The 25,355-nt window shown below is 61.6% G+C and carries 24 protein-coding genes and 1 pseudogene; 5 read left to right on the plus strand and 20 right to left on the minus strand.

The annotated features are described in order from the left end of the window. Positions 1-516 precede the first annotated feature (516 nt). The 10 genes and pseudogenes from MKS85_RS20180 to ubiE all read right to left on the minus strand — a co-directional run bounded on the left by MKS85_RS20180 (position 517) and on the right by ubiE (position 8,596). Entirely contained in the window at positions 517-2,424 is a 1,908-nt protein-coding gene (locus MKS85_RS20180; protein WP_409078022.1) for a methyl-accepting chemotaxis protein, read from the minus strand. A gap of 134 nt (positions 2,425-2,558) precedes the next feature. Beyond that, positions 2,559-3,266, minus strand: coding sequence for a 16S rRNA (uracil(1498)-N(3))-methyltransferase (locus MKS85_RS20185; protein ID WP_139048636.1), 708 nt, complete (start codon positions 3,264-3,266; stop codon positions 2,559-2,561). Beyond that, the gene (tatC, locus tag MKS85_RS20190) at positions 3,263-4,057 is read right to left on the minus strand and encodes a twin-arginine translocase subunit TatC (RefSeq protein WP_076383016.1); all 795 of its coding nucleotides are present in this window, start codon (positions 4,055-4,057) and stop codon (positions 3,263-3,265) included. Before tatC ends, MKS85_RS20185 begins: the two co-directional genes overlap by 4 nt. After that, positions 4,054-4,473 (minus strand): Sec-independent protein translocase protein TatB, encoded by a 420-nt coding sequence (gene tatB / locus MKS85_RS20195; RefSeq protein ID WP_047225989.1) that lies wholly within the window; start codon positions 4,471-4,473, stop codon positions 4,054-4,056. Before tatB ends, tatC begins: the two co-directional genes overlap by 4 nt. Before the next feature lie 10 nt (positions 4,474-4,483). Continuing rightward, the gene (locus tag MKS85_RS20200; protein ID WP_047225988.1) at positions 4,484-4,771 is read right to left on the minus strand and encodes a twin-arginine translocase TatA/TatE family subunit; all 288 of its coding nucleotides are present in this window, start codon (positions 4,769-4,771) and stop codon (positions 4,484-4,486) included. 24 nt (positions 4,772-4,795) lie between these two features. Beyond that, positions 4,796-5,128, minus strand: a complete 333-nt coding sequence (locus tag MKS85_RS20205; RefSeq protein ID WP_003186671.1) for a phosphoribosyl-ATP diphosphatase — start codon at positions 5,126-5,128, stop codon at positions 4,796-4,798. Continuing rightward, entirely contained in the window at positions 5,121-5,519 is a 399-nt protein-coding gene (gene hisI / locus MKS85_RS20210) for a phosphoribosyl-AMP cyclohydrolase (protein WP_003196931.1), read from the minus strand. The genes MKS85_RS20205 and hisI overlap by 8 nt, the downstream gene beginning before the upstream one ends. 81 nt (positions 5,520-5,600) lie before the next feature. Further along, entirely contained in the window at positions 5,601-7,205 is a 1,605-nt protein-coding gene (gene ubiB / locus MKS85_RS20215; protein WP_139048635.1) for a ubiquinone biosynthesis regulatory protein kinase UbiB, read from the minus strand. After that, positions 7,202-7,826 (minus strand): annotated as a pseudogene (locus tag MKS85_RS20220) (SCP2 domain-containing protein). Before MKS85_RS20220 ends, ubiB begins: the two are co-directional and overlap by 4 nt. Then, a complete protein-coding gene (ubiE, locus tag MKS85_RS20225) occupies positions 7,826-8,596 on the minus strand; it encodes a bifunctional demethylmenaquinone methyltransferase/2-methoxy-6-polyprenyl-1,4-benzoquinol methylase UbiE (protein WP_047225985.1) in 771 nt (256 codons plus the stop codon). Before ubiE ends, MKS85_RS20220 begins: the two are co-directional and overlap by 1 nt. Positions 8,597-8,751: 155 nt before the next feature. Between ubiE and MKS85_RS20230 the strand changes: the two genes are divergently transcribed. From MKS85_RS20230 to MKS85_RS20240, 3 genes are all read left to right on the plus strand, one after another. Continuing rightward, entirely contained in the window at positions 8,752-9,027 is a 276-nt protein-coding gene (locus tag MKS85_RS20230) for a polyhydroxyalkanoic acid system family protein (protein ID WP_076383012.1), read from the plus strand. Between the two features lie 252 nt (positions 9,028-9,279). Next, positions 9,280-9,702, plus strand: a complete 423-nt coding sequence (locus MKS85_RS20235; protein WP_047225983.1) for a phasin family protein — start codon at positions 9,280-9,282, stop codon at positions 9,700-9,702. Positions 9,703-9,712: 10 nt separating this feature from the next. Then, positions 9,713-10,585, plus strand: coding sequence for a phasin family protein (locus MKS85_RS20240; RefSeq protein WP_188252208.1), 873 nt, complete (start codon positions 9,713-9,715; stop codon positions 10,583-10,585). 249 nt (positions 10,586-10,834) lie between these two features. On the opposite strand, the gene MKS85_RS20245 is transcribed toward MKS85_RS20240, so the two are convergent. The 10 genes from MKS85_RS20245 to MKS85_RS20290 all read right to left on the minus strand — a co-directional run bounded on the left by MKS85_RS20245 (position 10,835) and on the right by MKS85_RS20290 (position 23,998). Then, the gene (locus tag MKS85_RS20245) at positions 10,835-11,455 is read right to left on the minus strand and encodes a TetR/AcrR family transcriptional regulator (protein WP_076383006.1); all 621 of its coding nucleotides are present in this window, start codon (positions 11,453-11,455) and stop codon (positions 10,835-10,837) included. A 60-nt stretch (positions 11,456-11,515) separates the two neighbouring features. Continuing rightward, complete coding sequence (phaC, locus tag MKS85_RS20250; RefSeq protein WP_047225980.1) at positions 11,516-13,198, minus strand: class II poly(R)-hydroxyalkanoic acid synthase; 1,683 nt, start codon at positions 13,196-13,198, stop codon at positions 11,516-11,518. Positions 13,199-13,310: 112 nt separating this feature from the next. Further along, positions 13,311-14,168 (minus strand): poly(3-hydroxyalkanoate) depolymerase, encoded by an 858-nt coding sequence (gene phaZ / locus MKS85_RS20255; protein WP_047225979.1) that lies wholly within the window; start codon positions 14,166-14,168, stop codon positions 13,311-13,313. Between the two features lie 258 nt (positions 14,169-14,426). Then, the gene (gene phaC, locus MKS85_RS20260; protein WP_188252165.1) at positions 14,427-16,106 is read right to left on the minus strand and encodes a class II poly(R)-hydroxyalkanoic acid synthase; all 1,680 of its coding nucleotides are present in this window, start codon (positions 16,104-16,106) and stop codon (positions 14,427-14,429) included. Positions 16,107-16,381: 275 nt separating this feature from the next. Next, on the minus strand, positions 16,382-16,759 hold the full coding sequence (locus MKS85_RS20265; protein ID WP_047225977.1) for a gamma-butyrobetaine hydroxylase-like domain-containing protein: 378 nt from the start codon (positions 16,757-16,759) through the stop codon (positions 16,382-16,384). Between the two features lie 169 nt (positions 16,760-16,928). Beyond that, positions 16,929-18,266: an ATP-dependent protease ATPase subunit HslU gene (gene hslU, locus MKS85_RS20270; RefSeq protein WP_047225976.1), complete on the minus strand. Its 1,338-nt coding sequence runs from the start codon at positions 18,264-18,266 to the stop codon at positions 16,929-16,931. Between the two features lie 49 nt (positions 18,267-18,315). After that, positions 18,316-18,846 carry an ATP-dependent protease subunit HslV gene (gene hslV / locus MKS85_RS20275; protein WP_003186641.1) on the minus strand — a complete coding sequence of 177 codons (531 nt, stop codon included), beginning with the start codon at positions 18,844-18,846 and terminating at the stop codon, positions 18,316-18,318. Positions 18,847-19,134: 288 nt separating this feature from the next. Then, a complete protein-coding gene (locus MKS85_RS20280; RefSeq protein ID WP_047225975.1) occupies positions 19,135-19,830 on the minus strand; it encodes an SPOR domain-containing protein in 696 nt (231 codons plus the stop codon). Between the two features lies 1 nt (position 19,831). Continuing rightward, on the minus strand, positions 19,832-21,568 hold the full coding sequence (gene argS / locus MKS85_RS20285) for an arginine--tRNA ligase (RefSeq protein ID WP_188252166.1): 1,737 nt from the start codon (positions 21,566-21,568) through the stop codon (positions 19,832-19,834). Between the two features lie 210 nt (positions 21,569-21,778). After that, entirely contained in the window at positions 21,779-23,998 is a 2,220-nt protein-coding gene (locus MKS85_RS20290; protein WP_188252167.1) for a primosomal protein N', read from the minus strand. A 292-nt stretch (positions 23,999-24,290) separates the two neighbouring features. On the opposite strand from MKS85_RS20290, the gene rpmE reads away from it, so the two are divergent. Continuing rightward, a complete protein-coding gene (gene rpmE, locus MKS85_RS20295; RefSeq protein ID WP_047225972.1) occupies positions 24,291-24,512 on the plus strand; it encodes a 50S ribosomal protein L31 in 222 nt (73 codons plus the stop codon). Between the two features lie 41 nt (positions 24,513-24,553). Continuing rightward, positions 24,554-25,339 (plus strand): thermonuclease family protein, encoded by a 786-nt coding sequence (locus MKS85_RS20300; RefSeq protein ID WP_188252168.1) that lies wholly within the window; start codon positions 24,554-24,556, stop codon positions 25,337-25,339. The last annotated feature ends 16 nt before the right edge of the window (positions 25,340-25,355 follow it).

Raw genomic sequence — 25,355 nt, forward strand, 5'->3', positions numbered from 1 at the left:
ACAATGCCTGCGTTCGGCCAGCGTGGTTAACGGGGCGCCCAGATCAACGTCCACCGCGAGGCGGCCTTATAGCCGACCTGGCTCTTTCGGTCATACACCCACAGGATTGGCGGTGGGCACGGATCTTATAAACGACCGAAACTAATGTGGGGGCGAGCCTGCTCGCGATGACAGCAGCAAATCCACCCTCTATGGAACTGAAATTATTGCGGCAACACAGTCGACGAAGATGTTGCATGTGCTGACCCGTTTCGCGAGCAGGCTAGCTCCCACAGGGGACACGCGGTCAAAAAAACAGGTCGGCTATCAGGCCGCCTCGCGGCGGCCCACGGAGCAATGCCTTCGTTCAGGCATGCCGAGCCTAGGCGAGGCACCGAGTGGTGGGGCAAAAGCGTTTTGGCTACTTTTGCCTGGGCCGGCATTCCGGCTTTTCAAAAATGACCCGCCGTAAGGGCGGAACCATAAGCCGCCGTTACCAAAGAAACGGATATTCACACACCCTAACACCACACCGGGTCAAACCCGGAACCGCCCCACCAACGTCTGCAAATGAACCCCCAACCGCGCCAATTCAGCGCTCGAAGCGGCCGTCTCTTCACTGGACGACGCAGTTTGCTCCGACACATCGCGCACATTCAGCACACTGCGGTTGATCTCTTCGGCCACGGCACTCTGCTGCTCGGCCGCAGCGGCGATCTGCTGGTTCATCGACTGAATGGCCGAGACCGTGCGGGTGATGTTTTCCAGGGATCCACCGGCGCGGCGGGTCAGTTCGACGCTGTTGTCGGTCAGGCTGCGGCTGTTGTCCATGATGGTCGCGACCTGCTCGGTGCCTGACTGCAGGCCGACGATCAGTTCTTCGATTTCTTCTGTGGACTTCTGGGTGCGCTGGGCCAGGCTGCGGACCTCGTCAGCCACCACCGCGAAACCACGTCCGGCTTCGCCCGCACGGGCCGCTTCGATGGCCGCGTTGAGGGCTAGCAGGTTGGTTTGCTGGGCTACGGACTTGATCACGTCCAGTACGCTGCCGATCTTGTCGCTTTCGCGCTTGAGGTCGCCCATGGCTGTGGTGGAGTTGCCCACTTCGAGGGCCAGGCGTTCGATCTGGGCGATGGCTTCGCCGACCACTTTTTCACCCTCGCGTGCCTGCTGGTCAGCCGCGACGGCCGCTTCGGAAGCTTCCTCGGCATTGCGCGCCACTTCCTGGACCGTGGCGGTCATTTCGTGCATGGCGGTGGCGACCTGGTCGGTTTCCACTTTCTGGCTGTTGACCCCGGCGCTGGTCTGCTCGGTCACGGCCGAGAGTTGTTCGGCGGCGCTGGCGATTTGTGTAACGCCGTCGCTGATGCCGCCGATCAATTGCCGCAGGCCCACGGTCATGCTCTGCATGGCGCGCTGCAATTGGCCCAGTTCGTCGCGGCGCTCGGAGGTGAGGTTGTGGGTCAGGTCGCCCGCGGCAATGCGCTCGGCGACTTTGAGGGTCTGGTCCAGCGGGCCGACGATCTGCCGGGTGATGACCAATGCTGCGATCACGCCGAACAACAGGGCCAGCACGGCAGCCGATACCAGGACGGTCTTGGCCTGGGCGGCGTCGTGGTCGCGCACGGCGGTCTGGGACACGGTCAGGCTTTTGCTGGACTCAAGCAATACTTCGCCTTGCTCGGTCATGCGCTTGAGCGCCGCGGCGGTATCAAGCTGGGAATCGCGAAACTGACTGACCGCCGCACGGTAGGCGTTGATCGAATCGCTGGCTTGCTGCAGGTTGGCGGAGTGCTCCTCAGGCAACTGCGCCGGTAGGCGTGCGAGAAGTTTGAGGGCATCGGTAATGGCGTCAAGGGCCGGTTGCTGGGCTTCGTTCTTACCGCTGTAGGTGTAGCCGCGAACCTGATAACGCGCTTGCTGGATTGCCTTGCTCAGGGATACCACGTTGTTGAACTGGGCGATGTTCTCGCTTTCTAGCATCGCTTTTTCAACCTCGGCGACGCGGGCCACGGCGTTGTCGGCACTGGCGCCGAGTTTGCTGCGGGCATCTTCGCGGCTGACGGTGGCGCTGGCCATCTCGGCGAAGGCGCTTTTGTACTCGGCCACAGCGGCCAGTTGTTTGTCGATCAGTGCCACGTCGGCCGGTTGCTCGATCATCTGGCGGGCAGCGGTCAGGCCGGTCTCGAGTTTGGCAAGCAGATCGTTGACTGCCTGCGGACCGTTTTCACCCCGTGTGGTGTAGTAGTCCAGGCGTGCCAGGCGCAGGTCCTTGCTCAACTCGTTCAGGCTGGAAATGTAGCCCAGCTTGTCGCCACGGCTGATGACATTGCCCAGGCCGCTCCAGCCGGTGAAAGCGATCATCAAGGTTAGAAATAGCACCAGACCGAAGCCGAAGCCGAGTTTGCGATTGACGCTTACGTTTCCCAGACTCTGGGTAAGCATTCGGAACATGCTGATTTCTCCCTTGCTGCACTGAATTGGTTTTATGGGAGCTGTATCGGCGGGGCGGGAGGGATCTGTAGAAATGAACTGAGGATCCTGGTGCTCGCCACAAAAAACGGGCAAGCGACAGGGGTTCAGAACAACCGTGCGAGCAGCGCGGTAACGGCGGTTTCGACGCGCAGGATGCGTTCGCCCAGTTGTACCGGTTGCAGTCCGGCCTTGGCCAGCAGGTCGATTTCGTAAGGAATCCAGCCGCCTTCGGGGCCGATGGCCAGGGTCACGGGTTCGTCCAGCGCGCGAGGGCAGGGGGGGTAGTTCCCCGGATGGCCGACCAGACCGCGGGTGCCGTCCGCCATGGCCGGCAGGCGGTCTTCAACGAAGGGTTTGAAGCGCTTTTCGATGATGATCTCTGGCAGCACGCTGTCGCGCGCCTGCTCCAGGCCAAGGATCAGTTGTTCGCGAATGGCCTCGGGCTCCAGGAACGGGGTCTGCCAGAAGCTCTTTTCCACGCGGTAACTGTTGACCAGTACCACGCGCGGCACGCCCATGCTGGCGATGGTCTGGAACACTCGCCGGAGCATTTTCGGTCGAGGCAGGGCCAGCACCAGTGTCAGTGGCAGCTTGACCGGTGCAGGTTGGTCGAGTGTCACTTGCAGTTCGGCTTCATGGGCTTCCAGGCGCAGCACCTGGGCCGTGCCCATCAACCCGCCGATACGCCCGACCCGCAGGCTGTCACCGACGGCGCTACGGTGCACTTGCTGCATGTGGGTCAAGCGGCGATCGCTCAGCACGACGCGGTCAGGCCCGATGAAGTCGGCCTCTTCAAGCAGCAGCAGGTTCACGCTTGGGTCGCTGGCGGCTGGTCGTTATGGTCGTCGACCGGCTGATCGTCTGCTTCTTCCCGGCGCTTGCGCACCAGACCGCCGAACAGGATGCCGATCTCGAACAGCAGCCACATCGGCACGGCGAGCAGGGTCTGGGAGAAGATGTCCGGCGGGGTCAGGATCATGCCGACCACGAAGCAGCCGATGATCACGTACGGACGAATTTTCTTCAGGTACGCAACGTCGACCACGCCGATCCACACCAGCAGTACCACGGCTACTGGGATTTCGAACGCCACGCCGAAGGCGAAGAACAGCGTCATGACGAAATCCAGGTAGCTGGTGATGTCGGTCATCATTTCCACGCCCGCGGGAGTGGCGGCGGCAAAGAACTTGAAGATCAACGGGAATACGAAGAAGTAGGCGAAGGCCATGCCGGTGTAGAACAGCAGAATGCTGGACACCAGCAGCGGCACGGCAACGCGTTTTTCATGCTTGTACAGGCCTGGCGCGATGAAGCCCCAGATCTGGTGCAGGATCACCGGGATCGCCAGGAACAACGAGACCATCATCGTCAGCTTGAGCGGCGTCAGGAACGGTGACGACACGTCGGTGGCGATCATCGTCGCGCCTTCCGGCAGGTACTGGCGCAGCGGTGTGGAAACGAAGGTGTAGATCTGTTGGGTGAAGGCAAACAGCCCGGCGAAGATGACGAAAATCGCCGCCACGCAACGCAACAGGCGGGTGCGCAACTCGGTGAGGTGCGATACCAGCGGCATCGGCTGGTCGTTTTCAGGAATATCGCTCATGGGGCTCGCGGCGGCAAAGTAGGGTCGTTAGGAACGGCTGGTGCCGCCACTGTCGGGGCGGGCTCCACGGGGTTCGCGGGCGCGGCTGCTACAGGCGGCGTGTCATCCACCGGCGCCTGGGGGGCAATCGTCGGCTCGACCGCTGGCTGAACCGGTGTCGGCTCCTGCTGGGTCGGGGTGAAGATTTTCCGCGCTTCCTGCTCCAGAGACAGAATGTGTTCGTTGTGCAGTTGCCGACGAATGTCGTCGGCCCCGATTTCACGTTCAACTTCCTGTTTGATCGCATTGAAGCTGCGCTTGAGCCGCCCGATCCATAGACCTGCGGTGCGCGCAGCGCCCGGCAGCCGCTCGGGGCCTAGTACCAGCAGGGCGACGAGGCCGACGAGCAGCAGTTCAGTGAAGCTGATCCCAAACATTAGTCAGTGCTCACGAGTCTTTGCGGGCCGGCTCTTCGACTTTCTGTGCCTGCACATCGATGGTGTGCGGGGCATTCACAGGTTGAGTGGCCTGTGGGTGAACCGGTTGGCTCGGCTGCGCTGGTTGAGCGGGCGTCGCTGCCGGGTCGGCCGGTTTTTCGTCGTCGTTCATGGCCTTGCGAAAGCCCTTGATCGACTCGCCAACGTCAGTGCCCAGGTTCTTGAGTTTCTTGGTGCCGAACACCAGTACCACGACCACCAGAATGACGACCCAGTGTTTCCAGTCAAAAATACCCATGTGGCTATTCCTCTCGTAAGTTGATCAGGCGGACGGACGCGAGGCTTTCTCGACGTGCCCGGACAGACCGAAACGACGGTCCAGTTCATCCAGTACAGCCTGCGGGTGCTGCCCCAGTTGGGCAAGCATGACCAGGCTATGGAACCACAGGTCGGCGGTCTCGTAGATCACGTCACTGCAGTCGCCGCTGATGGCGGCGTCCTTGGCGGCGATGATGGTCTCGACCGACTCTTCACCGACCTTTTCCAGAATCTTGTTCAAACCCTTGTGGTACAGACTGGCGACATAGGAGCTGTCGGCCGCTGCGCCTTTGCGCTCTTCCAGCACCTGGGCCAGGCGGGTCAGGGTGTCACTCATGGGTATGTCCTGAATAAATGGCGTGCGGGTCCTTGAGCACCGGGTCGACGGTTTTCCAGTCGCCGTTCTCGAAGACGCGATAGAAGCAGCTTTGACGGCCGGTGTGGCAGGCGATCTCACCGACCTGCTCGACCATCAGGATGATGACGTCGCCGTCGCAGTCCAGGCGCATCTCGTGCAGGTGCTGCACGTGCCCGGATTCTTCACCCTTGCGCCACAGCTTGCCACGCGAACGTGACCAATAGATGGCGCGGTTCTCGGCGGCGGTCAGGGCCAGCGCTTCACGGTTCATCCAGGCCATCATCAGCACGCGCCCGGTCTTGTGATCCTGGGCGATGGCCGGCACCAGGCCGTCAGCGTCCCATTTGATCTCGTCCTGCCAGTTTTTCATCTTCGACTCCGACAATGGGCCGCGCATCTCAAGTCGACGGGCCCAGCCTTGAAACAGTGTGCCAGCGTGAACCAGTGCTGGCTATCGACGAACGACCAGATACAAACCAACGATGACCATGATGCCGGCGGGCCAGTGGCCCAGCTGACTCAACGGGCCCCCGCTCGCCAGTACTGCACCGCCACCCAGGTGAGCGGCGCCGAGCAGGCGCATGAACCAGTCGTCCCCGCGTTCTTTCCACGGCGGCGCGGGATCGTGGGCGTGGGGTTGGGACATGCGTTCGAGCAGGTCGCGGGTCATGTTGGCCAGGTGCGGGAGCTGCTCGAACTGGCTCTGCACGTTGCCCAGCAAGGTTTTGGGGCTCACGCGCTCACGCATCCAGCGTTCGAGGAACGGCTGGGCGGTGTTCCACAGGTCCAGGTCCGGGTATAGCTGGCGACCGAGGCCTTCGATGTTCAGCAGGGTTTTCTGCAACAGTACCAGCTGTGGCTGAACCTCCATGTTGAAGCGACGCGCGGTCTGGAACAGGCGCATCAGCACCTGGCCGAAAGAAATATCTTTTAACGGTTTTTCGAAGATCGGTTCGCATACCGTGCGGATCGCCGCTTCGAATTCGTTGAGTTTGGTCTCGGCCGGCACCCAGCCGGAGTCGATGTGCAGTTGCGCGACGCGGCGGTAGTCGCGCTTGAAGAAGGCGAACAGGTTGCGGGCCAGATAGTCCTGGTCTTCGGGAGTCAGGCTGCCGACGATGCCGCAGTCGATGGCAATGTACTGCGGGCTCCACGGTTGCACGGTGCTGACGAAGATGTTGCCCGGGTGCATGTCGGCGTGGAAGAAGCTGTCGCGGAACACTTGGGTGAAGAAAATCTCCACGCCGCGTTCGGCCAGCAGTTTCATGTCGGTGCGCTGGTCGGCCAGGGTTTCCAGGTCGGTCACCTGGATGCCGTAGATACGCTCCATCACCAACACTTTCGGACGGCACCAGTCCCAATAGACTTGCGGCACGTAGAGCAGCGGCGAGCCTTCGAAGTTACGGCGCAGTTGGCTGGCGTTGGCGGCTTCGCGCAGCAGATCGAGTTCGTCGTAAATGGTTTTTTCGTAATCCAGGACCACGTCAACCGGGTGCAACAGGCGCGCATCGGCCGACAGCCGCTCGGCGGCCCGGGCGAGAATGAACAGCCACGCCAGGTCCTGGGCAATGATCGGCTTGAGACCCGGGCGGATAACTTTCACCACCACTTCTTCGCCGCTCTTGAGCTGCGCAGCGTGAACCTGGGCCACGGAGGCCGAGGCCAACGGCTCGACGTCGAAACGGCTGAACACTTCGCTGATCTTCTTGCCCAGTTGTTCTTCGATCAGGGCCACCGACACCTTTGAATCGAACGGCGGCACGCGGTCTTGAAGCATCATCAATTCATCGGCGATATCTTCGGGCAACAGGTCGCGACGAGTCGAGAGGATCTGCCCGAACTTGATGAAGATCGGTCCCAGGTCCTGCAAGGCCAGGCGCAGGCGTGCGCCGCGACTCAGGTCCAGCGTTCGCCGGGGAAACCAGCGCCACGGCAGCACGAAGCGCAGCGCCAGCAAAAACCAGGGCAGCGGCAGGGCGAACAGCAGGTCATCGAGGCGATAGCGGATCACGACGCGCTGGATGCGCAACAAACGGCGGACGGCAAGCAGCTTCATGCGTTATCGCTTGGTTTCAAGGGAGCGGGAAAGGCGCTCGAAACGCGCCTCGAGACGTTCCAGGTCAAGTTTGATCTGGTCCAGTTCATTAAAGCGGGCGTCGGCTTCGCGTTGGCCTACGAGAGTACGCGATTCCTCGGCCAGGTATTCACTCAGATTCTGCCCCAGGCTGGCGAAGCCTTGGCGATACCAGCGAGTGCGGCTGCGCAGATGGCCACTGAGTAGCTGAGTGGCCACCGGCCCGAGCCAGCGGGATACTTCATATTCCCAGTCCAGCTCCAGGTCCTGGAGAATCGCCGCCAGCTCCAGCAGCACGCCGCTGTCGCCGTCCAGCTCCACCTCAGGGCCATGCAGCACGGCGGTCTTGTCCTTGCTCAGGGCCAGGTTCACCAGGCTCGATGCCGGGGCGCGCAGGGTGCAGTGGGCCTCGGCTTCCCAGTGTGCGGCGAGCATCAGGCCTTCGTCGCTGGGCAGGATGAACAGTCGCAATGCGGGGCTGCGGCAATCCACCGCAATCACCTTGCCGCTCAAGTGCGCCAGGCGCGCCAGCGCCGTACTGTCCAGGCGCAGGACGCGATTGACGCCGAGTTCGACGCTGGCGAGCAGGCCGGTGAGCAGCATCAGGGCTTGATACCGCGGTGCAGGGCCACGATGCCCGAGGTCATGTTGTGGTAGGTCACGCGGTCGAAACCGGCCTCGACCATCATCGACTTCAGGGTTTCCTGATCCGGGTGCATGCGGATCGATTCGGCCAGGTAGCGATAGCTTTCCGAGTCGTTGGTGATCAGCTTGCCCATCAGTGGCATGAAGGCGAACGAGTAGGCGTCGTAGGCCTTGGACATCAGCGCGTTGGTCGGCTTGGAGAATTCCAGTACCAGCAGACGGCCGCCGGGTTTGAGGACTCGTAGCATCGAGCGCAGGGCGTCTTCCTTGTGGGTGACGTTGCGCAGGCCGAAGGCGATGGTGACGCAATCGAAATGGTTGTCAGGGAAGGGCAGCTTCTCGGCGTCGGCCTGGACGAACTCGACATTGCCGGCCACACCCAGGTCCAGCAGGCGGTCACGACCGACCTTGAGCATGGACTCGTTGATGTCGGCGAGCACCACCTGACCGGTCGGCCCGACAATGTGAGAAAACTTCTTCGTCAGGTCGCCGGTGCCGCCGGCGATGTCCAGCACCCGATTGCCGCTGCGCACACCCGACAGTTCGATCGCGAAACGCTTCCACAGACGGTGCATGCCACCCGAGAGCAGATCGTTCATCAAGTCATACTTGGCGGCTACCGAGTGGAAAACCTCAGCGACTTTTTCCGCCTTCTGGCTTTCCGGCACGTTCTTGAAGCCGAAGTGAGTGGTGGGTTCGGCATCGCTGCCTTTGCGCTGATCAGTCATATCGCTGTCACCAAAAAAGAATGCGGGACATTCTAATCCCGGTGGAGGGCTTTGTCTTGGCAAGCCTGAAGGTAAGATGAGCGACCGCCGGGACGTTTTGACGCAGCCAGGGTCAGAAACGTGCAGGCAAGTCCCGATAAAACAGGAGTCATCAGATGGCCCGTATAACAGTTGAGCGTGCCCACGGCCTGGGCAAGGAAGCGGCCCGCGCGAAAGCCGACCAGTTGGCGCAGAAACTGTCCGACAGCTATGGCCTGGAGCCGCAGTGGTCGGGCGACACGCTGAAGCTCAAGCGCTCCGGGGTCAAAGGCGAGGTGCATGTGGGCGAGGACTCGATCCGCGTCGATGTCGAACTGGGCATGTTGATGTCGGCCATGAGCGGCACGATCAAGACGGAAATTGAAAAGGCGTTGGATAAAGCATTGGCTTGATTGAAAAGATGACTCAAGTTCATCACTCATTCACCTGTGGGAGCGAGCCTGCTCGCGATAGCGGCGTGTCATTCAACATCAATGTTGCCGGTCTATCGCCATCGCGAGCAGGCTCGCTCCCACAGGGGAAGTCATCACCTCGGATTCTGTGGCAGTAGTTAGGGTGCCGTTTCTAATTATTGTCACTACTTTGTGCTTGAGCCCGACCGTGTACGGGCAGTTCCTCAAACCTGTTATCGAGTGAGGTGCACCATGGCCAAAGTTATTTTGAAGAAAAAAACCGACGTTGAATCTTCCACGCTCAGCGACGTGAAAACGTACGCGCGCAAGATCTGGCTGGCGGGCCTGGGCGCCTACACCAAGGTCGGCCAGGAAGGCAGCGAGTACTTCCAGGAGTTGGTAAAAGCCGGTGAAGTTATTGAAACCAAAGGCAAAAAGAACATTGCCGGAAAACTCGAAGCGGCTAACAGCGAACTGATTGAAGCCAAGACTGACGTCAACACGTTCAAGGCCCGGGTTGAAGTACAACTCGATAAAGTCGAGAAGGTATTCGACGCCCGTGTTGCAAGTGCCTTGAATCGTATCGGCATTCCGTCTAAACATGACGTTGAGACACTCTCTGCTAAGCTCGATGAGCTGACGGCATTGCTTGAACGTGTCGCGCGTAAACATTAAGGAGAACGGGATGGCTGGCAAAAAAATCACCGAAAAAGAAGGCAGCTCGTGGGCCGGGAAGATTGAAAAATACTCCCGCAAAATCTGGCTTGCTGGTTTAGGCGTGTACTCGAAGATTGACACTGACGGCAGCAAACTCTTCGAGTCCCTGGTTAAGGACGGCGAGAAGGCCGAAAAACTCACCAAGACGGCGGTCGGCAAACAAGTCGATGCCACCAAGGACTCCGTCGAGTCCGCCAAGTCGCGAATCGGCGGTGTGAAGGATCGCGCACTGGGCAAGTGGGACGAACTGGAAGGGGCTTTCGACAAGCGCCTGAACAGCGCGATCTCTCGGCTGGGCGTGCCGAGCCGCAATGAAGTCAAGGCGCTGCACAGCAAGGTCGACACCCTGACCAAGCAGATCGAAAAACTCACCGGCACCAAGGTCGCGCCAGTGGCGGCCAAGACTGCGGCAGCCAAACCTGCCACCAAGACGGCAGCCAAGCCATTGGTCAAGGCCGCGGCGAAAGCCGTCGCTAAGCCTGCGGCAAAAGCAGCGGCCAAGCCGGCGGCGAAAACCGCAGCCGCCAAACCTGCCGCCAAGGCAGCGGCCAAGCCGGTAGCAGCCAAACCCGCGACCAAAGCAGCGGCCAAGCCGGCTGCCAAAACCGCGGCCGCCAAACCTGCTGCCAAGCCTGCGGCAAAAGCGGCGGCCAAACCCGCTGCGGCGAAAAAGCCTGCGGTGAAAAAACCGGCCGCGCCAAAAGCTGCCGCACCGAAGGCGCCGACTGCTGCCGCCAAACCGGCCGCCCCGACGAGCCCCGCGAACTCCGCTTCGGCTCCGACTCCGGCGGTTACCCCGACCGCTGCGCCGGCTCCATCGACGCCTACCACCCAGTCCTGATATCCAGGGCAAACAAAAACGCCCGGCCTGTGAAGGTCGGGTTTTTTTATGCGTATGCATTTGAATGCACCGCAGAAGCGGGCTTGCTCCCAGAGGGGGCTGGTGGTGATGCAAGTATTGAAATCACCCAGAAAACAATGTGGGAGCGAGCCTGCTCGCGATAGCGGTGTGTCAGCCACATTGATGTTGGATGTGCGTCCGCCATCGCGAGCAGGCTCGCTCCCACAAGGGATCTTCCTCTGCTGGTCGTTAGTCGTGCTCTTCCAGGTACCGCAACGCCAGTTGCTCGGTGGCAACCTTTGCCGCCGGCGGCAGATGCGGCGCTACCAGCATCATGACCTGATAGACCACCAGTCGAACTTCACCCTCGCGGTCGAGGATTCGCTGATAGTCCAGCGAGAACAGTAAGGTCATGGTGATCTGTTCCACCAGTTGCCCCAATGCCTGGGTATCGCTGACCAGCATCCCCTGGGCCTTGAGTTGCGCCAGCAGCGAGGCCAGGGTGCGTTTCAGGGCGTTGAGCAACTGGCGGATGCCCTTGGCCAGTTTTGGCAGGCGTCCGGCCAGGTTCGACAGGTCCTGGAACAGAAACCGGTATTGAGCCAGCCGTTCGACGATCAGGTGCAGGAACAGCCAATAATCTTCCGGCGCCAGTTGTACATCTGCCGGTGGGTCCAGCAGCGGTGCCAGTTCGCTCTGGAAGCGCTCGAACAACCCGAGGATCAGGGGCTCCTTGCCATGAAAGTGGTAATAGAGATTGCCTGGGCTGATGCCTATTTCGTTGGCGACTTCCATGGTGGAAACGTTCGGTTCGCCCTTCTCATTGAACAACTGCAGGGCGCATTCAAGAATGCGGTCGCGGGTTTTCATCCGGTCTTCTTAGTGATGGAAATCGTGCCACGGCCCAGTGTCTGGCCGTGGAGTGAGCCCTTAGCGCACGCGCACATAGGTTCCCGGCGCCGCTTCCAGGGGCGGGTAGTTCGCGTTGCCCAGGGTCATCTGTGTTTCGTGTTGGGCGCCGGAGCGTTCCTGGACCCAACCCAGCCACTGGGTCCACCAACTGCCCTCGATGTGCTTGGCGTCGTAATACCAGGCTCGCGGGTCGCTGCTCAGTTTCGGGTTTTCGACGTAGTTGGCCTTGGGGTTGCCCGGCGGGTTGAGAATGCTTTGGACGTGACCGCTGTTGGACAGCACGAAGCGCCGCTCGCCACCGAGCAACAGCGTTGAGCGATAGACCGCGTCCCATGGCGTGATGTGGTCATTGATGCCCGCCACGCTGAAGCTGTCCACCGTCACTTTTTGCAGGTCGATCGGTGTGCCGCACACTTCCAGGCCGCCGGGGTGGGTCAAGGGATTGTGCTTGAAGAAGTCCAGTAGGTCGCCATGGTAGGCCGCCGGCAGTCGGGTGCAGTCGTTGTTCCAGTAGAGGATGTCGAACGCCGGCGGCTCCTTGCCCAGGAGGTAGTTGTTGATGAAATAAGTCCAGATCAGGTCATTGGGACGCATCCAGGCAAACACCCGGGCCATGTCGCGGCCATCGAGGATGCCTTTCTGATAGGAACGGCGCTTGGCGGCTTCCAGGGTCTGCTCGTCAATGAACAGCGTGGCCGGGCTCTCCATCTGGCTGTCCAGCAGGCTCACCAGGTAAGTGGCGCTGGCGACCCGGCGCAGTTGGCGCTTGGCTTGCAGATGGCCTTGCAGGGCGGCGATGGTCATGCCGCCGGCGCAGGCGCCCATCAGGTTGACCTCACGAGCGCCGGTGATCGCCCGGCAGACATTCATGGCTTCTTCCGTCGCCTCGACATAGCTGGACAAGCCCCATTCGCGGTGACGTACATCGGGGTTGCGCCAACTGATGATGAACACCTGCAAACCGTTTTTCAGGGCGTACTGGACGAAGCTGTTGGAAGGGCTCAGGTCGAAGATGTAGAACTTGTTGATCTGCGGCGGCACGATCAGCAACGGCTTGGCGTATTGCTTTTCGCTCATGGACTTGTACTGGATCAGCTCGAGCATTTCGTTGCGAAACACCACCGCCCCCGGTGTAGTCGCCAGGGTCTTGCCGACTTCGAAGGCATGAGGTGTGACTTGCCGCGGCAGCCCGTCATTGTGCAGCAGGTCGTCCACCAAGTGGCTGATGCCACGAATCAGGCTGGTACCGCCGGAATTGAATAGCTCCTTGACCGCCAGCGGGTTGAGCAAGGTATTGGAAGGCGATACGGCATCGTTGAGCAGGGCGAAAGCGAAGTGAGCCCGGGCACGGTCATCGGGGCTCATGTCGCATTCGTCGATCCAGCTCTTCATCTGTTTCTGCCAGCTCAGGTAGGCCTGCAGGCTGCGACGGTAGAACGGATTGAGCTCCCAGGTGGGATCGGCGAAACGCTTGTCGTTGGGGTTGGTGGGGTGCAGGGTTTCCCCTAGCAGCACGCGGCCCAACTGGCTGCCCAACTTCAACGCATGCCGGGCGCTGTGCACTGGGTTGCGCAAGCCGTGTACGGCAACACTGCGCAGGGTGGAAAGCAGGTCCCGGCCCCGCAGGCCGGTGACCGCACTTTGTGCGTTGATGAAGTTGGCAGGGGCGGGCATGGAACCCTTCGCCGGTTTGTCGCGCATGAGTCAACTCCTTCGTCATCAGGCTAAAAACAAACACACCGAACCAGACAACATAGTCGCTGTTCCGGGTAGTTGCGCGATCCGGCGTCCTGCCAGGCGCTTTTGGGCGGTGTCAGCCGCCACCCAGCGGCGCGGGATGCGGGTGCATGACCGCGCGCTGACGTTCTTCCTCCAGAAACTTCATGATGATCGGCGCCACAGCCTCGGCCCGGGTAATCAGGAACAGATGGCCGTCGTCGATGATGTGCAGCTGGGCGTTGGGGATGCGCCAGGCCAGCATGCGCATGTTGATCAACGGGATCAGTGGATCGTCGTCGCCGGCCAGCACCAGGGTCGGCTGGTGGATCTTGTGCAGCCAGTGGATGCTGGTCCAGCCCAGGCCGGCGAACAGTTGCCAGTAATAACCCAGCTTGCCGGCCGAACGCACCTTGGCCGCATGACTGGCCGCCAGGCTGGGGTCGCGGCGGAACGAGCCGCCGTAGATCAGTGGGGCGATACGCATAACGTGGGACGGTTGCACGTAGCGCCGGGGGCTGGCCATCATCCACAGCACTTTCGGTTTGCCCGGCACCATCACTGCGCCAGCGGCGGTGGCCGCCAGCACCAGCTTTTTGCAGCGCTCAGGGTAGTCATGGGCAAATTGCTGGGCCAGGGCGCCGCCCCAGGACACGCCGATCACGTTGACCTGTCCGTAATCGAGGTAATCGAGCATCCGCGCGGTGAGTTTTGCCAGGCCGGGAAAGCGATACGGCCGGCTGGGCGTCGACGAGCCGCCGACGCCGGGAACGTCAAAGGCGATGACTTCCAGGTCCGGGTCCAGGGCCTGGATGAACGGGAACACCAGCTCAAGGTTGGCGCCGATGCCGTTGAAAATCAGCAGGGGCGTCAAATGAGGCTTGCCGGGGCGTACCGCGGTGCGCAAGGTCTGGCCATCCAGATCGACGGTACGGAAGATGTACGGTTGCGGCATGCTTCAAGCCCTGTGGGTTGGGTCGCTGTCTTTCATTTTTCCCCCGATCCCTGTGGGAGCGAGCCTGCTCGCGATAAGGCCGTTGCATTCAACATCACTGTTGCCTGACGCACCGCTATCGCGAGCGGGCTCGCTCCCACATTGGATCTGCTGTGAACGCAAGTTTGCGTTCACCAGCGGCGTGGGCCTTGCATTAATGTCGGCTGTTGACATGCTTTCGTGAGTAACCTCACGGCCGCAACAGACGAATTGCACCAGTTACCGCTCATGCACATACGTGCCCGGCGCCGCTTCTCCCGCCGGATAAGTCTTGTTGCCCAGCACCGTGGGTGCCTTTTTCAGTTTGCCCGAGCGTTCTGCCTGCCACACCTGCCAATGCAGCCACCAGGAATCGGTGTGCTTGGTGGAGTTCTCCTGCCAGTCCTCGGCCTTGGCCGGCATGTCCTCGCTGGTCATGTAGCGCGACTTGGGGTTACCCGGTGGGTTGAGGATGCTTTGGATGTGACCGCTGCTCGACAGCACGAATTCCACCTTGCCGCCAAACAGCTGCGCGGATTTGTAGCAGGACTTCCAAGGGGTGATGTGGTCGTTGGTGCCGGCCAGGGAGAAGATGTCGGCGGTGACCTGCTTGAGGTCGATCGGTGTGCCGCACACTTCCAGTGCATTGGGCCGGATCAGCGGGTTGTTCTTGAACATCTCGATGAGGTCGCCATGGAATGCCGCCGGCAGCCGGGTGGTGTCGTTGTTCCAGAACAGAATGTCGAACACAGGCGGCTCGTTGCCCAGCAGATAGTTGTTGACCCAGTAGTTCCAGATCAGATCGTTGGGACGCATCCAGGCGAAGACCTTGGCCATGTCGCGACCTTCAAGCACGCCGGCTTGATAGGAGTGACGCTTGGCCGCCTCCAGGGTCTGTTCGTCGACGAACAGCGCCACGTCGGTGTCCAGGGTGGTGTCGAGTACGCTCACCAGCAGGGTCAGGGCGTTGACCTTCTTCTCGCCCAGAGCGGCGTAATGCCCCAGCAGCGCGGTGCAGGTGATGCCGCCCGAGCAGGCTCCGAGCATGTTCACATCCTTGCTGCCGGTGATGGCCGTGACCACGTCCACCGCTTCCTTGAGCGCCTCGATGTAGGTCGATAGGCCCCACTCGCGCTGCTCCTTGGTGGGGTTGCGCCAGCTGACAATGAACGTCTGCACATTGCTGCGCAGGCAGAAGCGCGCCAGGCTCTTGTCCGGGCTCAGGTCGAAGACGTAGAACTTGTTGATCTGCGGCGGCACCACCAGCAGTGGGCGCTCGTGGACCTGTTCGGTGATGGGTCGGTACTGGATCAACTCCAGTACGTCGTTGCGAAACACCACGGCGCCTTCCGTCACGCCCAGGCTCTTGCCGACTTCGAATGCGCCCATGTCGACCTGGCTCGGCATCCCGCCGTTGTGCACCAGGTCCTTGGCCAGGTGCGAAAGGCCGTCCAGCAGGCTCTTGCCGCCGGTTTCGAAAAAGCGTTTGACCGCCGCCGGGTTGGCTGCCGAATTGGTCGGGGCCATGGCCTCGGTCATCAGGTTGATCACGAAGTGCCCGCGGCTGATGTCCTGGGGCGAAAGGTTGCTCTCGTCGATCCAGGCGTGCAGCTCCTTGCGCCACGCCAGGTAGGTTTGCAGATAGCGTTTGTAGAGCGGGTTCTGGCTCCAGGCCGGGTCGTTGAAGCGACGGTCATCGCCCGCAGGTTGCAGCTCGGATCTGCCGAACAGGACGTTCTTGAGTTCGACGCCGAAATGGGCGACGTGCTTGACGCTGTGCAGCGGTTGTTTGATGGCCTGGGTCAGCACCATTCGGGCAGAGGCCAGCAGATCTTTTCTGCGCAAGCCGACGACAGGATTCAACCCCAGGGTATTTTCCGAGGCTTGGTACTTCAGGTCATCGTTGTTCTTGTTGCTCATCTACGACGCTCCATTGTCCTTCAGACGAGTACCTGGGCCATGCCAGAAAGCCCATAGCCAATGCCAGGTACGCTGCTCGGGTGACCGTTAATTCCGCATCGAGGCAATGAGGAAACATGTGCAAGGAATTCGCCGATTCCTTTGCAGGGAACTTGCCAGCTCCATTGGTTACCCGAGTTTAATTTTTTTCGCAAGCAGGCCAGTCATTGACGTTGCCGCGGGGGCATTCAAGCAGATGAGTCTAGAAAATTCGCCCTAAAGCGCCAGCCCTTGAGTTAGAGCATCAGCTTGACGACCGACTCGTTCGGGTCGCGGGTTTTTCCGGCCGCCTTGAGTTCGGCAAGATAATCGTTCCACAGGTCCTCCTGGCGTACCGCCAACTGGTACAGGTAGTCCCAGGTGAACAGTCCGCTGTCGTGACCGTCGTCGAAGGTCAATTTCAGTGCGTACTGGCCGGCCGGTTCGACCTTGGTCAGGCCGACGCCGATTTTTCCGTATTGCAGGATCGGTTTGCCGTGGCCCTGGACCTCGGCGGAAGGCGAGTGCACCCGCAGGAATTCGGCGGGCAGGTGATACTCCTCGTCCGGCGCGTATTTGAGCGTCAGGGTCTTGGAGGCTTTGTGCAGGTTGATGGCGCTGGGAAGTTTGGTCATGGCCTCTGATCCGTTTCTGAAGGGAGCCTTGATCTGCAAAAACGACAAAGGTCCATGTGGGAGCGAGCTTGCTCGCGATAGCGGTTTGACAGTCAACGCATTGGTTGAATGATACGCCGCCATCGCGAGCAAGCTCGCTCCCACAGGTCCGAGGAAACCTGTCGGTGACTTACAGGATATACCGCGACAGGTCTTCGTTCTCTGCCAGTTCACCCAGGTGGCTGTTGACGTACTCGGCATCGATGAGGATCGGCGCTTCGTTATGGGCGCTGGCCAGGTCGCCGGCACTGAACGAGACTTCCTCGAGCAGGCGTTCGAGCAGGGTGTGCAGGCGCCGGGCACCGATGTTCTCGGTCTTCTCGTTGACCTGCCAGGCGATCTGCGCCAGGCGCTTGATGCCTTCCGGCGCGAACTCGATGTTCAGGCCTTCGGTCTTGAGCAGGGCGCAATACTGTTCGGTCAGGGACGCGTGGGGTTCGCTCAGGATGCGTTCGAAGTCTTCCGGCGTCAGGGCCTTGAGCTCGACGCGGATCGGCAGGCGACCTTGCAGCTCGGGCACCAGGTCGCTGGGCTTGCTCAGGTGGAACGCACCGGAGGCGATGAACAGGATGTGGTCGGTCTTGACCATGCCCAGCTTGGTGTTGACCGTGCAGCCTTCGATCAGCGGCAGCAGGTCGCGTTGCACGCCTTCGCGGGACACGTCGGCGCCGCCGACATTGCCGCGCTTGGCGACCTTGTCGATTTCGTCGATGAACACAATGCCGTGCTGCTCGACGGCCTCCAGGGCCTTGGCCTTCAACTCTTCTTCGTTGACCAGGCGGCTGGCTTCTTCATCGCGAACCAGTTTCAGCGCTTCCTTGACCTTGAGCTTGCGGTTCTTGCGCTTGCCCTTGCCCATGTTGGCGAACAGGCTTTGCAATTGATTGGTCATTTCCTCCATGCCGGGCGGCGCGGAGATGTCGACGCCGGCCATTTCGGCCACTTCGATCTCGATTTCCTTGTCGTCGAGCTGGCCTTCGCGCAGGCGCTTGCGGAACAGCTGGCGAGTGTTGGAATCCTGGGTCGCAGCGGATTCGGCGTTGAAGCCCATGCGCGCGGGCGGCAGCAGCGCGTCGAGGATGCGCTCTTCGGCAGCATCTTCGGCACGGTGACGAACCTTGGTGATTTCCTGTTCGCGCAGCAACTTGATGGCGGCATCGGCCAGGTCGCGGATGATCGACTCGACGTCGCGACCGACATAACCGACTTCGGTGAACTTGGTGGCTTCGACCTTGATGAACGGCGCGTTGGCCAGTTTGGCCAGGCGACGGGCGATTTCGGTTTTACCGACGCCGGTCGGGCCGATCATCAGGATGTTCTTGGGGGTCACTTCGACGCGCAGCTCTTCAGGCAGCTGCATCCGACGCCAGCGGTTACGCAAGGCGATGGCGACGGCGCGCTTGGCATCGTCCTGGCCGATGATGTGGCGGTTGAGTTCGTGGACGATTTCGCGGGGAGTCATGGACATAGTATTTGGCGGTCCTCAAGCAGGAATGAGCCGTGGCACAGGGCCAGGCTTATTCCGCGAGATCCTGCTCCTCAATGGTCTGGGTGTGGTTAGTGAAGACGCAGATGTCGCCGGCGATGCCCAAGGCAGTCTCGACGATTTCGCGGGCCGACAGATCGGTCTTTTTCAACAGGGCGCTGGCTGCGGCCTGGGCGTAGGCGCCGCCGGAACCCATGGCGATCAGGCCATCCTCGGGTTCAACGACGTCACCGTTACCGGTAATGATCAGCGAGGCGTCCTTGTTGGCGACCGCGAGCATGGCTTCGAGGCGGCTCAGGGAGCGGTCGGTACGCCATTCCTTGGCCAGTTCCACGGCGGCACGCACCAGATGGCCCTGATGTTTCTCAAGCTGGCCTTCGAAACGCTCAAACAGGGTGAAAGCATCGGCGGTGGCCCCGGCGAAGCCGGCGATGACCTGGCCGTGGTACAGGCGGCGGACTTTCTTCGCATTGCCTTTCATCACGGTGTTGCCTAGTGAAACCTGGCCGTCGCCGCCCATGACGACTTTGCCATGACGGCGGACTGAAACGATGGTGGTCAAGGGAAGAGTCTCCACGCAGCGGGGCGAAAATGCCCGGATGGAACTCATATGGGGGTGGCGTGGGTTTTTTCAACTGTGGGGTGGGAGAGGGGACGAGTGGCGTCCTGGGGGGGGGGCAATCAAGTTTGTGGCAAAGGCATTCACTGTGGCGAGGGAGCTTGCTCCCGCTGGACCGGGCTGGCGCTCCAGCGCGCAGCGGTCCCAAGCTTTTGGGGCTGCTACGCAGCCCAGCGGGAGCAAGCTCCCTCGCCACAAAAGCCCCGCCGCACCGGGTGTTTTCAGCAGAAGTCAGCGGCTCTGGCGCTGTTGTAACAACAGGTTGCTGAAACCGCTGCCGGCCAATTGTTTTTGGGCTTTTGTCAGTTCTTCGCGGTTGCTGAACGGACCGACCAGCACCCGATACCAGGTTTCTTCCTTCACCGTGCCGGACTCCACCGCCACGGACTGGCCCAGCAGAATGATCTGCGCGCGTACCTTGTCGGCGTCGGCTTCCTTGCGGAACGAGCCGGCCTGCAGGAAGAACTTCGTCACCGGAGCGGCTTTCTGCACGGGCGGAGCCGGCGGCGGCGTGATGCCGGCCAGGGCTGCCTGAGCGCGAGCGGTGTCGATCTTCGCCGCTTCGGCCGGAGTTACCGGCGTGGTGGGCACCTGTGGCGTCGGCAGGGTTTTCTCCGGCACGGCATCGGGCGGCACGATGACTTCCGATTCCGGCAGCAGGGTGTAGAAGTCGTACTTGGGCTTGACCGGTTGCGTCGGGCTCGGCGGGGTCTTGTTGGCCTCGGCGATGCGCGTGGCTTTCTGTTGCTCTTGGCGCACGCGCTTGACGTCATCGCCCTGGCCCGGCTCCAGTTTCATCAGAAACACAATGAAAGCGCCGACGGTCAGGCCGATAGCCATCCACAACCAGCCGGGAATCGGCTGTTTGGCTGGGGGCTGGTAACGACTGGCGCCGCGTTTGGGTGCAGGTTTTTTCTTGGCGGCCAACTTACATGCGCTCCAGCGTTTCCAGGCCCAGCAGTTCCAGGCCTTGCTTGAGGGTGCGCCCGGTCAGTGCGGCGAGGCGCAGGCGACTCTGCATTTGCTCTGGCGTTTCGGCGTTGAGGATCGGGCAGTTCTCGTAGAAGCTGGAGAACAGACCGGCCACATCGTACAGGTACGCGCACAGGGTGTGTGGGGTGCCTTTGTCTGCGACGTTGTTCAGCACTTCACCGAACTGCGCCAGTTTCGCCGCCAGCTCCTGTTCTTGAGCGGCTTCAAGCACGATCTGCCCGTCCACTTCATTGAAGCCCTTGCCGAGCTTGCGGAACACCCCGGCCACACGGGTGTAGGCGTACAGCAGGTAGGGCGCGGTGTTGCCTTCGAAGTTGAGCATCAGGTCGAAGTTGAAGCTGTAGTCGCTGGTGCGGTGCTTGGACAGGTCGGCGTATTTCACCGCGTCGATGCCCACCACCTTGGCGATCTTGCGCAGTTCGTCCTCGGCCAGGTCCGGGTTCTTGCCCTTGACCAGGGTGTAGGCGCGATCCTGGGCTTCGGTCAGCAGGTCGATCAGTTTCACCGTGCCGCCGTCGCGGGTCTTGAACGGACGGCCGTCGGCGCCGTTCATGGTGCCGAAGCCCATGTGTTCCATTTCCATCGGACGGGTCACGAAACCGGCCTGGCGCGCCACTTCGAACACTTGCTGGAAGTGCAGGGCCTGGCGCTGGTCGACGAAGTACAGCACTCGATCGGCCTTGAGCACGCTGTTGCGGTAGCGCACGGCCGCCAGATCAGTGGTGGCGTAGAGGTAGCCGCCGTCAGCCTTGACGATGATCACCGGCAGCGGCTCACCGTCAGCGGTCTTGAACTGCTCGAGGAATACGCACTGGGCGCCGTTGCTTTCCACCAGCAGGCCCTTGGCTTTCAGGTCGTTGACCACGTTGATCAGGTCGTCGTTGTAGGCGCTTTCGCCCATCACGTCAGCCATGGTCAATTTGACGTTCAGCAGTTCGTAGATTTTCTGGCAGTGGGACAGGGAGATGTCCTTGAACTTGGTCCACAGCGCCAGGCACTCGGCATCGCCGGCCTGCAGCTTGACCACCAGGCCACGGGCGCGGTCAGCAAATTCGGGCGACTCGTCGAAGCGTTGCTTGGCGGCGCGGTAGAAGTTCTCCAGGTCCGACAGCTCATCGCTGGTGATCGGGTTTTCCTGCAGGTAGGCCATCAGCATGCCGAACTGGGTGCCCCAGTCGCCGACGTGGTTCTGGCGGATCACCGTGTCGCCGAGAAACTCCAGTACCCGGGCCACGCCGTCACCAATGATGGTCGAGCGCAGATGGCCGACATGCATTTCCTTGGCGAGGTTGGGGGCCGAAAGGTCGACCACGGTGCGTTGCAGCGGACCGGCCTTGCGCACGCCGATGCGTTCGTCGGCCAGGGCCGCGTCCAGGCGTGAGGCCAGGGCCTGGGTGTTCTGGAAGAAATTGATGAAGCCTGGGCCGGCAATGTCAGCCTTGCTGACGTTTTCGTCAGCCGGCAGCGCGGCGATGATCTTTTCGGCCAGGTCCCGCGGTTTCATGCCGGCCGGTTTGGCGAGCATCATCGCGATGTTGCTGGCGAAGTCGCCGTGGGTCTTGTCACGGGTGTTTTCGACCTGAATCGCCGGCGACAGGCCTTCTGGCAGCACACCTTCAGCGACGAGTTGGGCGATGGCTTGCTGGATGAGCTGGCGAATGGTGTCTTTCATGGTCTTCTCTTTCAACCGCAGGCGCGGCGGCGCTTCGATGCGCTGGTGGAAAAACTGGGCATTATCCGTGGCGAAGGCAAGCTTGCCAACTGTAGCGGGTCGGGTGGGGATGTGTGGTGGCTATTCGGGCCTCATCGCGAGCAGGCTCGCTCCCACAGGAAATTGCATTCCAATGTGGGAGCGAGCCTGCTCGCGATGAGGATGCCTGGGTCAATACAAATCCACCGGATCCACATCCAGCGACCAGCGCACCGCCCGCCCGCTGGGCATCTGCTCCAGCGCCAGCAGCCAGGCACTTAATAGCCGATGCAAAGGGGCCCGGGCATTGGCCTGTAGTAGAAGTTGAGCCCTGTAACGCCCGGCCCGTCGTTCCATCGGAGCCGGTACCGGGCCCAATAGTTCGATGCCGGTGAGGTTCTGTTGCCCCAGCAGGCGTTCGGCCTCGCTGCAGGCTTCGTCAAGGAACGCTTCGGCCTGCCCGGGCTTATGGGCTTCGGCCCGCAACAATGCCAGGTGAGCAAACGGCGGCAGGCCGGCGCCGCGACGTTCGCTCAAGGCCTGCTCGGCGAAGGCGAAGTAGCCTTGTTCGGTCAGTTGTATCAGCAGCGGATGGTCGGCCAAGTGGGTCTGGATAATTACCTTGCCCGGCTCCTCGGCCCGTCCGGCCCGGCCTGCGACCTGAACGATCAACTGCGCCATGCGCTCGCTGGCACGGAAGTCGCCAGAGAACAGTCCGCCGTCGGCATCAAGGATCGACACCAGCGTGACCCGGGGAAAGTGATGCCCCTTGGCGAGCATCTGCGTGCCCACCAGGATGCACGGCTGGCCTTTCTGAATCGTGGCGAACAACTGATTCATGGCGTCCTTGCGCGAAGTGCTGTCGCGATCGACCCGCAGTACCGGGTAATCGGGAAACAGGATGCCCAGCCGTTCTTCGGCGCGCTCGGTGCCGGCCCCTACCGGGCGCAGGTCCACTTTGCCGCACTGCGGGCAGTGCCTCGGCACTCGTTCGGCGTGGCCGCAATGATGGCAGCGCAGCTCGCCGTGGCGTTGGTGCACGGTCATGCGTGCGTCGCAGCGTTCGCAGCCCGACATCCAGCCGCAGTCATGGCACAGCAGGGTCGGGGCGAAACCCCGGCGGTTGAGGAACACCAAGACCTGTTGCCCGGCGGCCAGGGTCTGGCCGATGGCTTGTTGCATCGGCCCGGAAATGCCGCTGTCCAGCGGACGACTCTTTACATCCAGGCGCAGAAACCGTGGCTGCTTGGCGCCGCCGGCCCGTTCGTTCAGGCGCAGGAGTCCGTAACGTCCGGTGTAGGCATTGTGCAGGCTTTCCAGGGACGGCGTGGCTGAACCGAGAACAATGGGAATGTTTTCCTGGCGCGCCCGCACCAGTGCCAGATCGCGGGCGTGGTAGCGCAGGCCTTCCTGCTGCTTATAAGAGCCGTCATGTTCTTCGTCGATGATGATCAGACCGGGGTTTTTCATCGGTGTGAACAGGGCCGAGCGGGTGCCGATGATGATGTCGGCCTCACCGTCCCGGGCGGCGAGCCAGGCTTCCAGGCGTTCTCGGTCGTTGACCGCCGAATGCACCAGGGCGATCCGCGCGTTGAACCGTTGTTCGAAGCGCGCCAGGGTCTGTGGCCCAAGGTTGATTTCCGGAATCAGCACCAGGGCCTGCTTGCCGGCTTCCAGGGTCTGGCGGATCAGTTGCAGATAGACCTCGGTCTTGCCGCTGCCGGTGACGCCGGCCAGCAAGAAGGCGTGATAGCTGTCGAAACCGGCGCGAATCGCCTCGCAGGCGGCCCGCTGTTCAGCATTGAGCGGCAGTTCCGGCTGGGCCAGCCAATGCTCATGGCGAACACCCGGAGCGTGCCGGCGGATGTCTACCTGGACCAGGTCTTTGGCCAGCAGCAGGTCGAGGCTGTCCTTGCTGAGCATCAGTTTGCTCAATAGCTGATGGGCCACGCCGTGGGGATGCTGGGCCAGGGTCGCCAGGGCCTCACGCTGACGCGGGGCGCGGGCGATGCGCGGGTCGTCCAGCGAGGCGCCCGGTGTTACCGACCAGAACCGCTCTTGGCGTGCCTCGGCCGGTTCGCCCTGGCGCAACAATACCGGCAGCGCCCAGCTCAGGGTGTCGCCGAGGCTGTGTTGATAGTACTGGGAGGTCCACAGGCACAGCTTGAACAGCGAGGCGGGCAGCGGCGGCGTCGCATCGAGCAAGGCCAGGGCCGGCTTCAGTTTGTCGGCCGGGACTTCGCTGTGGTCGGCGACCTCGACCAGAATCCCGATCATCTCCCGTCGGCCGAACGGCACCCGCAGGCGCATGCCCGGATGCAACTGCTCACGCAGGACCCCGGCCGGGGCCCGGTAGTCGAACAGGCGGCGCAGAGGCGAAGGCAGGGCGAGGCGCAGGATGGCGTCGGGCACGCGGGAGGGTCTCGATATACAGACAAATTCAGAAGGCTTGGCACAACCCTTGTGGGAGCGAGCCTGCTCGCGATGGCGGAGTGTCAACCAATACCCATGCGGCTGATCCACCGCCATCGCGAGCAGGCTCGCTCCCACAGAAGAGCTTGCGCATGAGGCGGGGAGCCTAGCAGACGGTTGGTACAAGTCATAGCTTGCGTGATTGATGTTGTCTGGTAGAATCCGCGGCCTAATTACGTGCGGTATTCAACAATAGTGTTGGGTGGCGGCACGCTAGCCTGAGGAAAACCCCATGAAAACCGATATCCATCCGGAATACCCAGAAATTGCCGTGACCTGCAGCTGCGGCAATAAGTTCGAAACTCGTTCGACCTACGGCAAAGCCCTGTCGATCGACGTTTGCAACGAATGCCACCCGTTCTACACCGGTAAGCAAAAGACTCTGGATACCGGCGGCCGCGTTCAGAAGTTCGCCGATCGTTTCGGTGCTTTTGGCGCTACCAAAAAAGCCTGAGGCTAATCATTTTGGATGGTCGTTTCGGCTGCTCCAGACTGATGAAGAAGGCGTCCCTTGCGGGCGCCTTTTTTGTGTCCGCGATTTGGCTGAGCAGCGCGCAGGCCTTCTGCCCGGCGCCACCTGGCCTGGCCCATGTGACGGTCCAGAAGGTGGTGGACGGCGATACCCTGCGCCTGGCTGATGGCCGCAGCGTGCGCATGATCGGTCTCAACAGTCCTGAACTGGGGCGTCGAGGGCGTTCCGATGAGCCGTTCGCCGTCGCTGCACGCCGGCGCCTTGAGGCATTGGTGGGCGCCAGTGCGGGACGCGTGGGGTTGCTGCCCGGCAAGGAAGACAAGGATCGCTACGGTCGCACGCTGGCCCATGTCTACAGCGCCGACGGTCAGAATCTGGAAGCGCAGTTGCTCGCCGAGGGCTTGGGATTTCACGTGGTGGTCGCGCCGAATGTCGATCTGGCGCATTGTCAGCGCGCTGCCGAACGCCAGGCGCGGGAAGCGGGCGTCGGGGTGTGGAAGCGTTCGCCTGTGCTTGAGGCGCACAATATCAAGGCACCAGGCTTTGCCGTGCTCACTGGCCGCGTGATCGACGTCTCGCGCAATCGCGGCGGTATTTGGCTCCAGTTGGAGGGGCCGGTTGTATTGCGCGTTGCCCCCAATCTGGTGAGTCGCTTCGATATGGCGTCGCTCGAGCGACTCAAAGGCAAGCGGATCGAGGCGCGTGGCTGGGTGGTCGACCGTTCGCGTCGCGGCGGGCTTGAGCCGGGGCAGGGGCGTTGGTTATTGCCGTTGACCGATCCAGGGATGTTGAGTCGCGTGTCTCGATAAAAAAATTGTAGACATT

The organism is Pseudomonas sp. JL2, assembly GCF_031570495.1.
Classification (GTDB): Bacteria; Pseudomonadota; Gammaproteobacteria; order Pseudomonadales; family Pseudomonadaceae; genus Aquipseudomonas; species Aquipseudomonas rhizophila.

What these genes read in the sequence shown, in the direction of transcription:
- MKS85_RS20180 (WP_409078022.1), bottom strand. Translation starts at nt 2,424, where the DNA reads ATGCTTACCCAGAGTCTGGGAAACGTAAGCGTCAATCGCAAACTCGGC.
- tatC (WP_076383016.1), bottom strand. Translation starts at nt 4,057, where the DNA reads ATGAGCGATATTCCTGAAAACGACCAGCCGATGCCGCTGGTATCGCAC.
- tatB (WP_047225989.1), bottom strand. Translation starts at nt 4,473, where the DNA reads ATGTTTGGGATCAGCTTCACTGAACTGCTGCTCGTCGGCCTCGTCGCC.
- MKS85_RS20200 (WP_047225988.1), bottom strand. Translation starts at nt 4,771, where the DNA reads ATGGGTATTTTTGACTGGAAACACTGGGTCGTCATTCTGGTGGTCGTG.
- MKS85_RS20205 (WP_003186671.1), bottom strand. Translation starts at nt 5,128, where the DNA reads ATGAGTGACACCCTGACCCGCCTGGCCCAGGTGCTGGAAGAGCGCAAA.
- hisI (WP_003196931.1), bottom strand. Translation starts at nt 5,519, where the DNA reads ATGAAAAACTGGCAGGACGAGATCAAATGGGACGCTGACGGCCTGGTG.
- ubiB (WP_139048635.1), bottom strand. Translation starts at nt 7,205, where the DNA reads ATGAAGCTGCTTGCCGTCCGCCGTTTGTTGCGCATCCAGCGCGTCGTG.
- ubiE (WP_047225985.1), bottom strand. Translation starts at nt 8,596, where the DNA reads ATGACTGATCAGCGCAAAGGCAGCGATGCCGAACCCACCACTCACTTC.
- MKS85_RS20230 (WP_076383012.1), top strand. Translation starts at nt 8,752, where the DNA reads ATGGCCCGTATAACAGTTGAGCGTGCCCACGGCCTGGGCAAGGAAGCG.
- MKS85_RS20235 (WP_047225983.1), top strand. Translation starts at nt 9,280, where the DNA reads ATGGCCAAAGTTATTTTGAAGAAAAAAACCGACGTTGAATCTTCCACG.
- MKS85_RS20240 (WP_188252208.1), top strand. Translation starts at nt 9,713, where the DNA reads ATGGCTGGCAAAAAAATCACCGAAAAAGAAGGCAGCTCGTGGGCCGGG.
- MKS85_RS20245 (WP_076383006.1), bottom strand. Translation starts at nt 11,455, where the DNA reads ATGAAAACCCGCGACCGCATTCTTGAATGCGCCCTGCAGTTGTTCAAT.
- phaC (WP_047225980.1), bottom strand. Translation starts at nt 13,198, where the DNA reads ATGCGCGACAAACCGGCGAAGGGTTCCATGCCCGCCCCTGCCAACTTC.
- phaZ (WP_047225979.1), bottom strand. Translation starts at nt 14,168, where the DNA reads ATGCCGCAACCGTACATCTTCCGTACCGTCGATCTGGATGGCCAGACC.
- phaC (WP_188252165.1), bottom strand. Translation starts at nt 16,106, where the DNA reads ATGAGCAACAAGAACAACGATGACCTGAAGTACCAAGCCTCGGAAAAT.
- MKS85_RS20265 (WP_047225977.1), bottom strand. Translation starts at nt 16,759, where the DNA reads ATGACCAAACTTCCCAGCGCCATCAACCTGCACAAAGCCTCCAAGACC.
- hslU (WP_047225976.1), bottom strand. Translation starts at nt 18,266, where the DNA reads ATGTCCATGACTCCCCGCGAAATCGTCCACGAACTCAACCGCCACATC.
- argS (WP_188252166.1), bottom strand. Translation starts at nt 21,568, where the DNA reads ATGAAAGACACCATTCGCCAGCTCATCCAGCAAGCCATCGCCCAACTC.
- rpmE (WP_047225972.1), top strand. Translation starts at nt 24,291, where the DNA reads ATGAAAACCGATATCCATCCGGAATACCCAGAAATTGCCGTGACCTGC.
- MKS85_RS20300 (WP_188252168.1), top strand. Translation starts at nt 24,554, where the DNA reads ATGAAGAAGGCGTCCCTTGCGGGCGCCTTTTTTGTGTCCGCGATTTGG.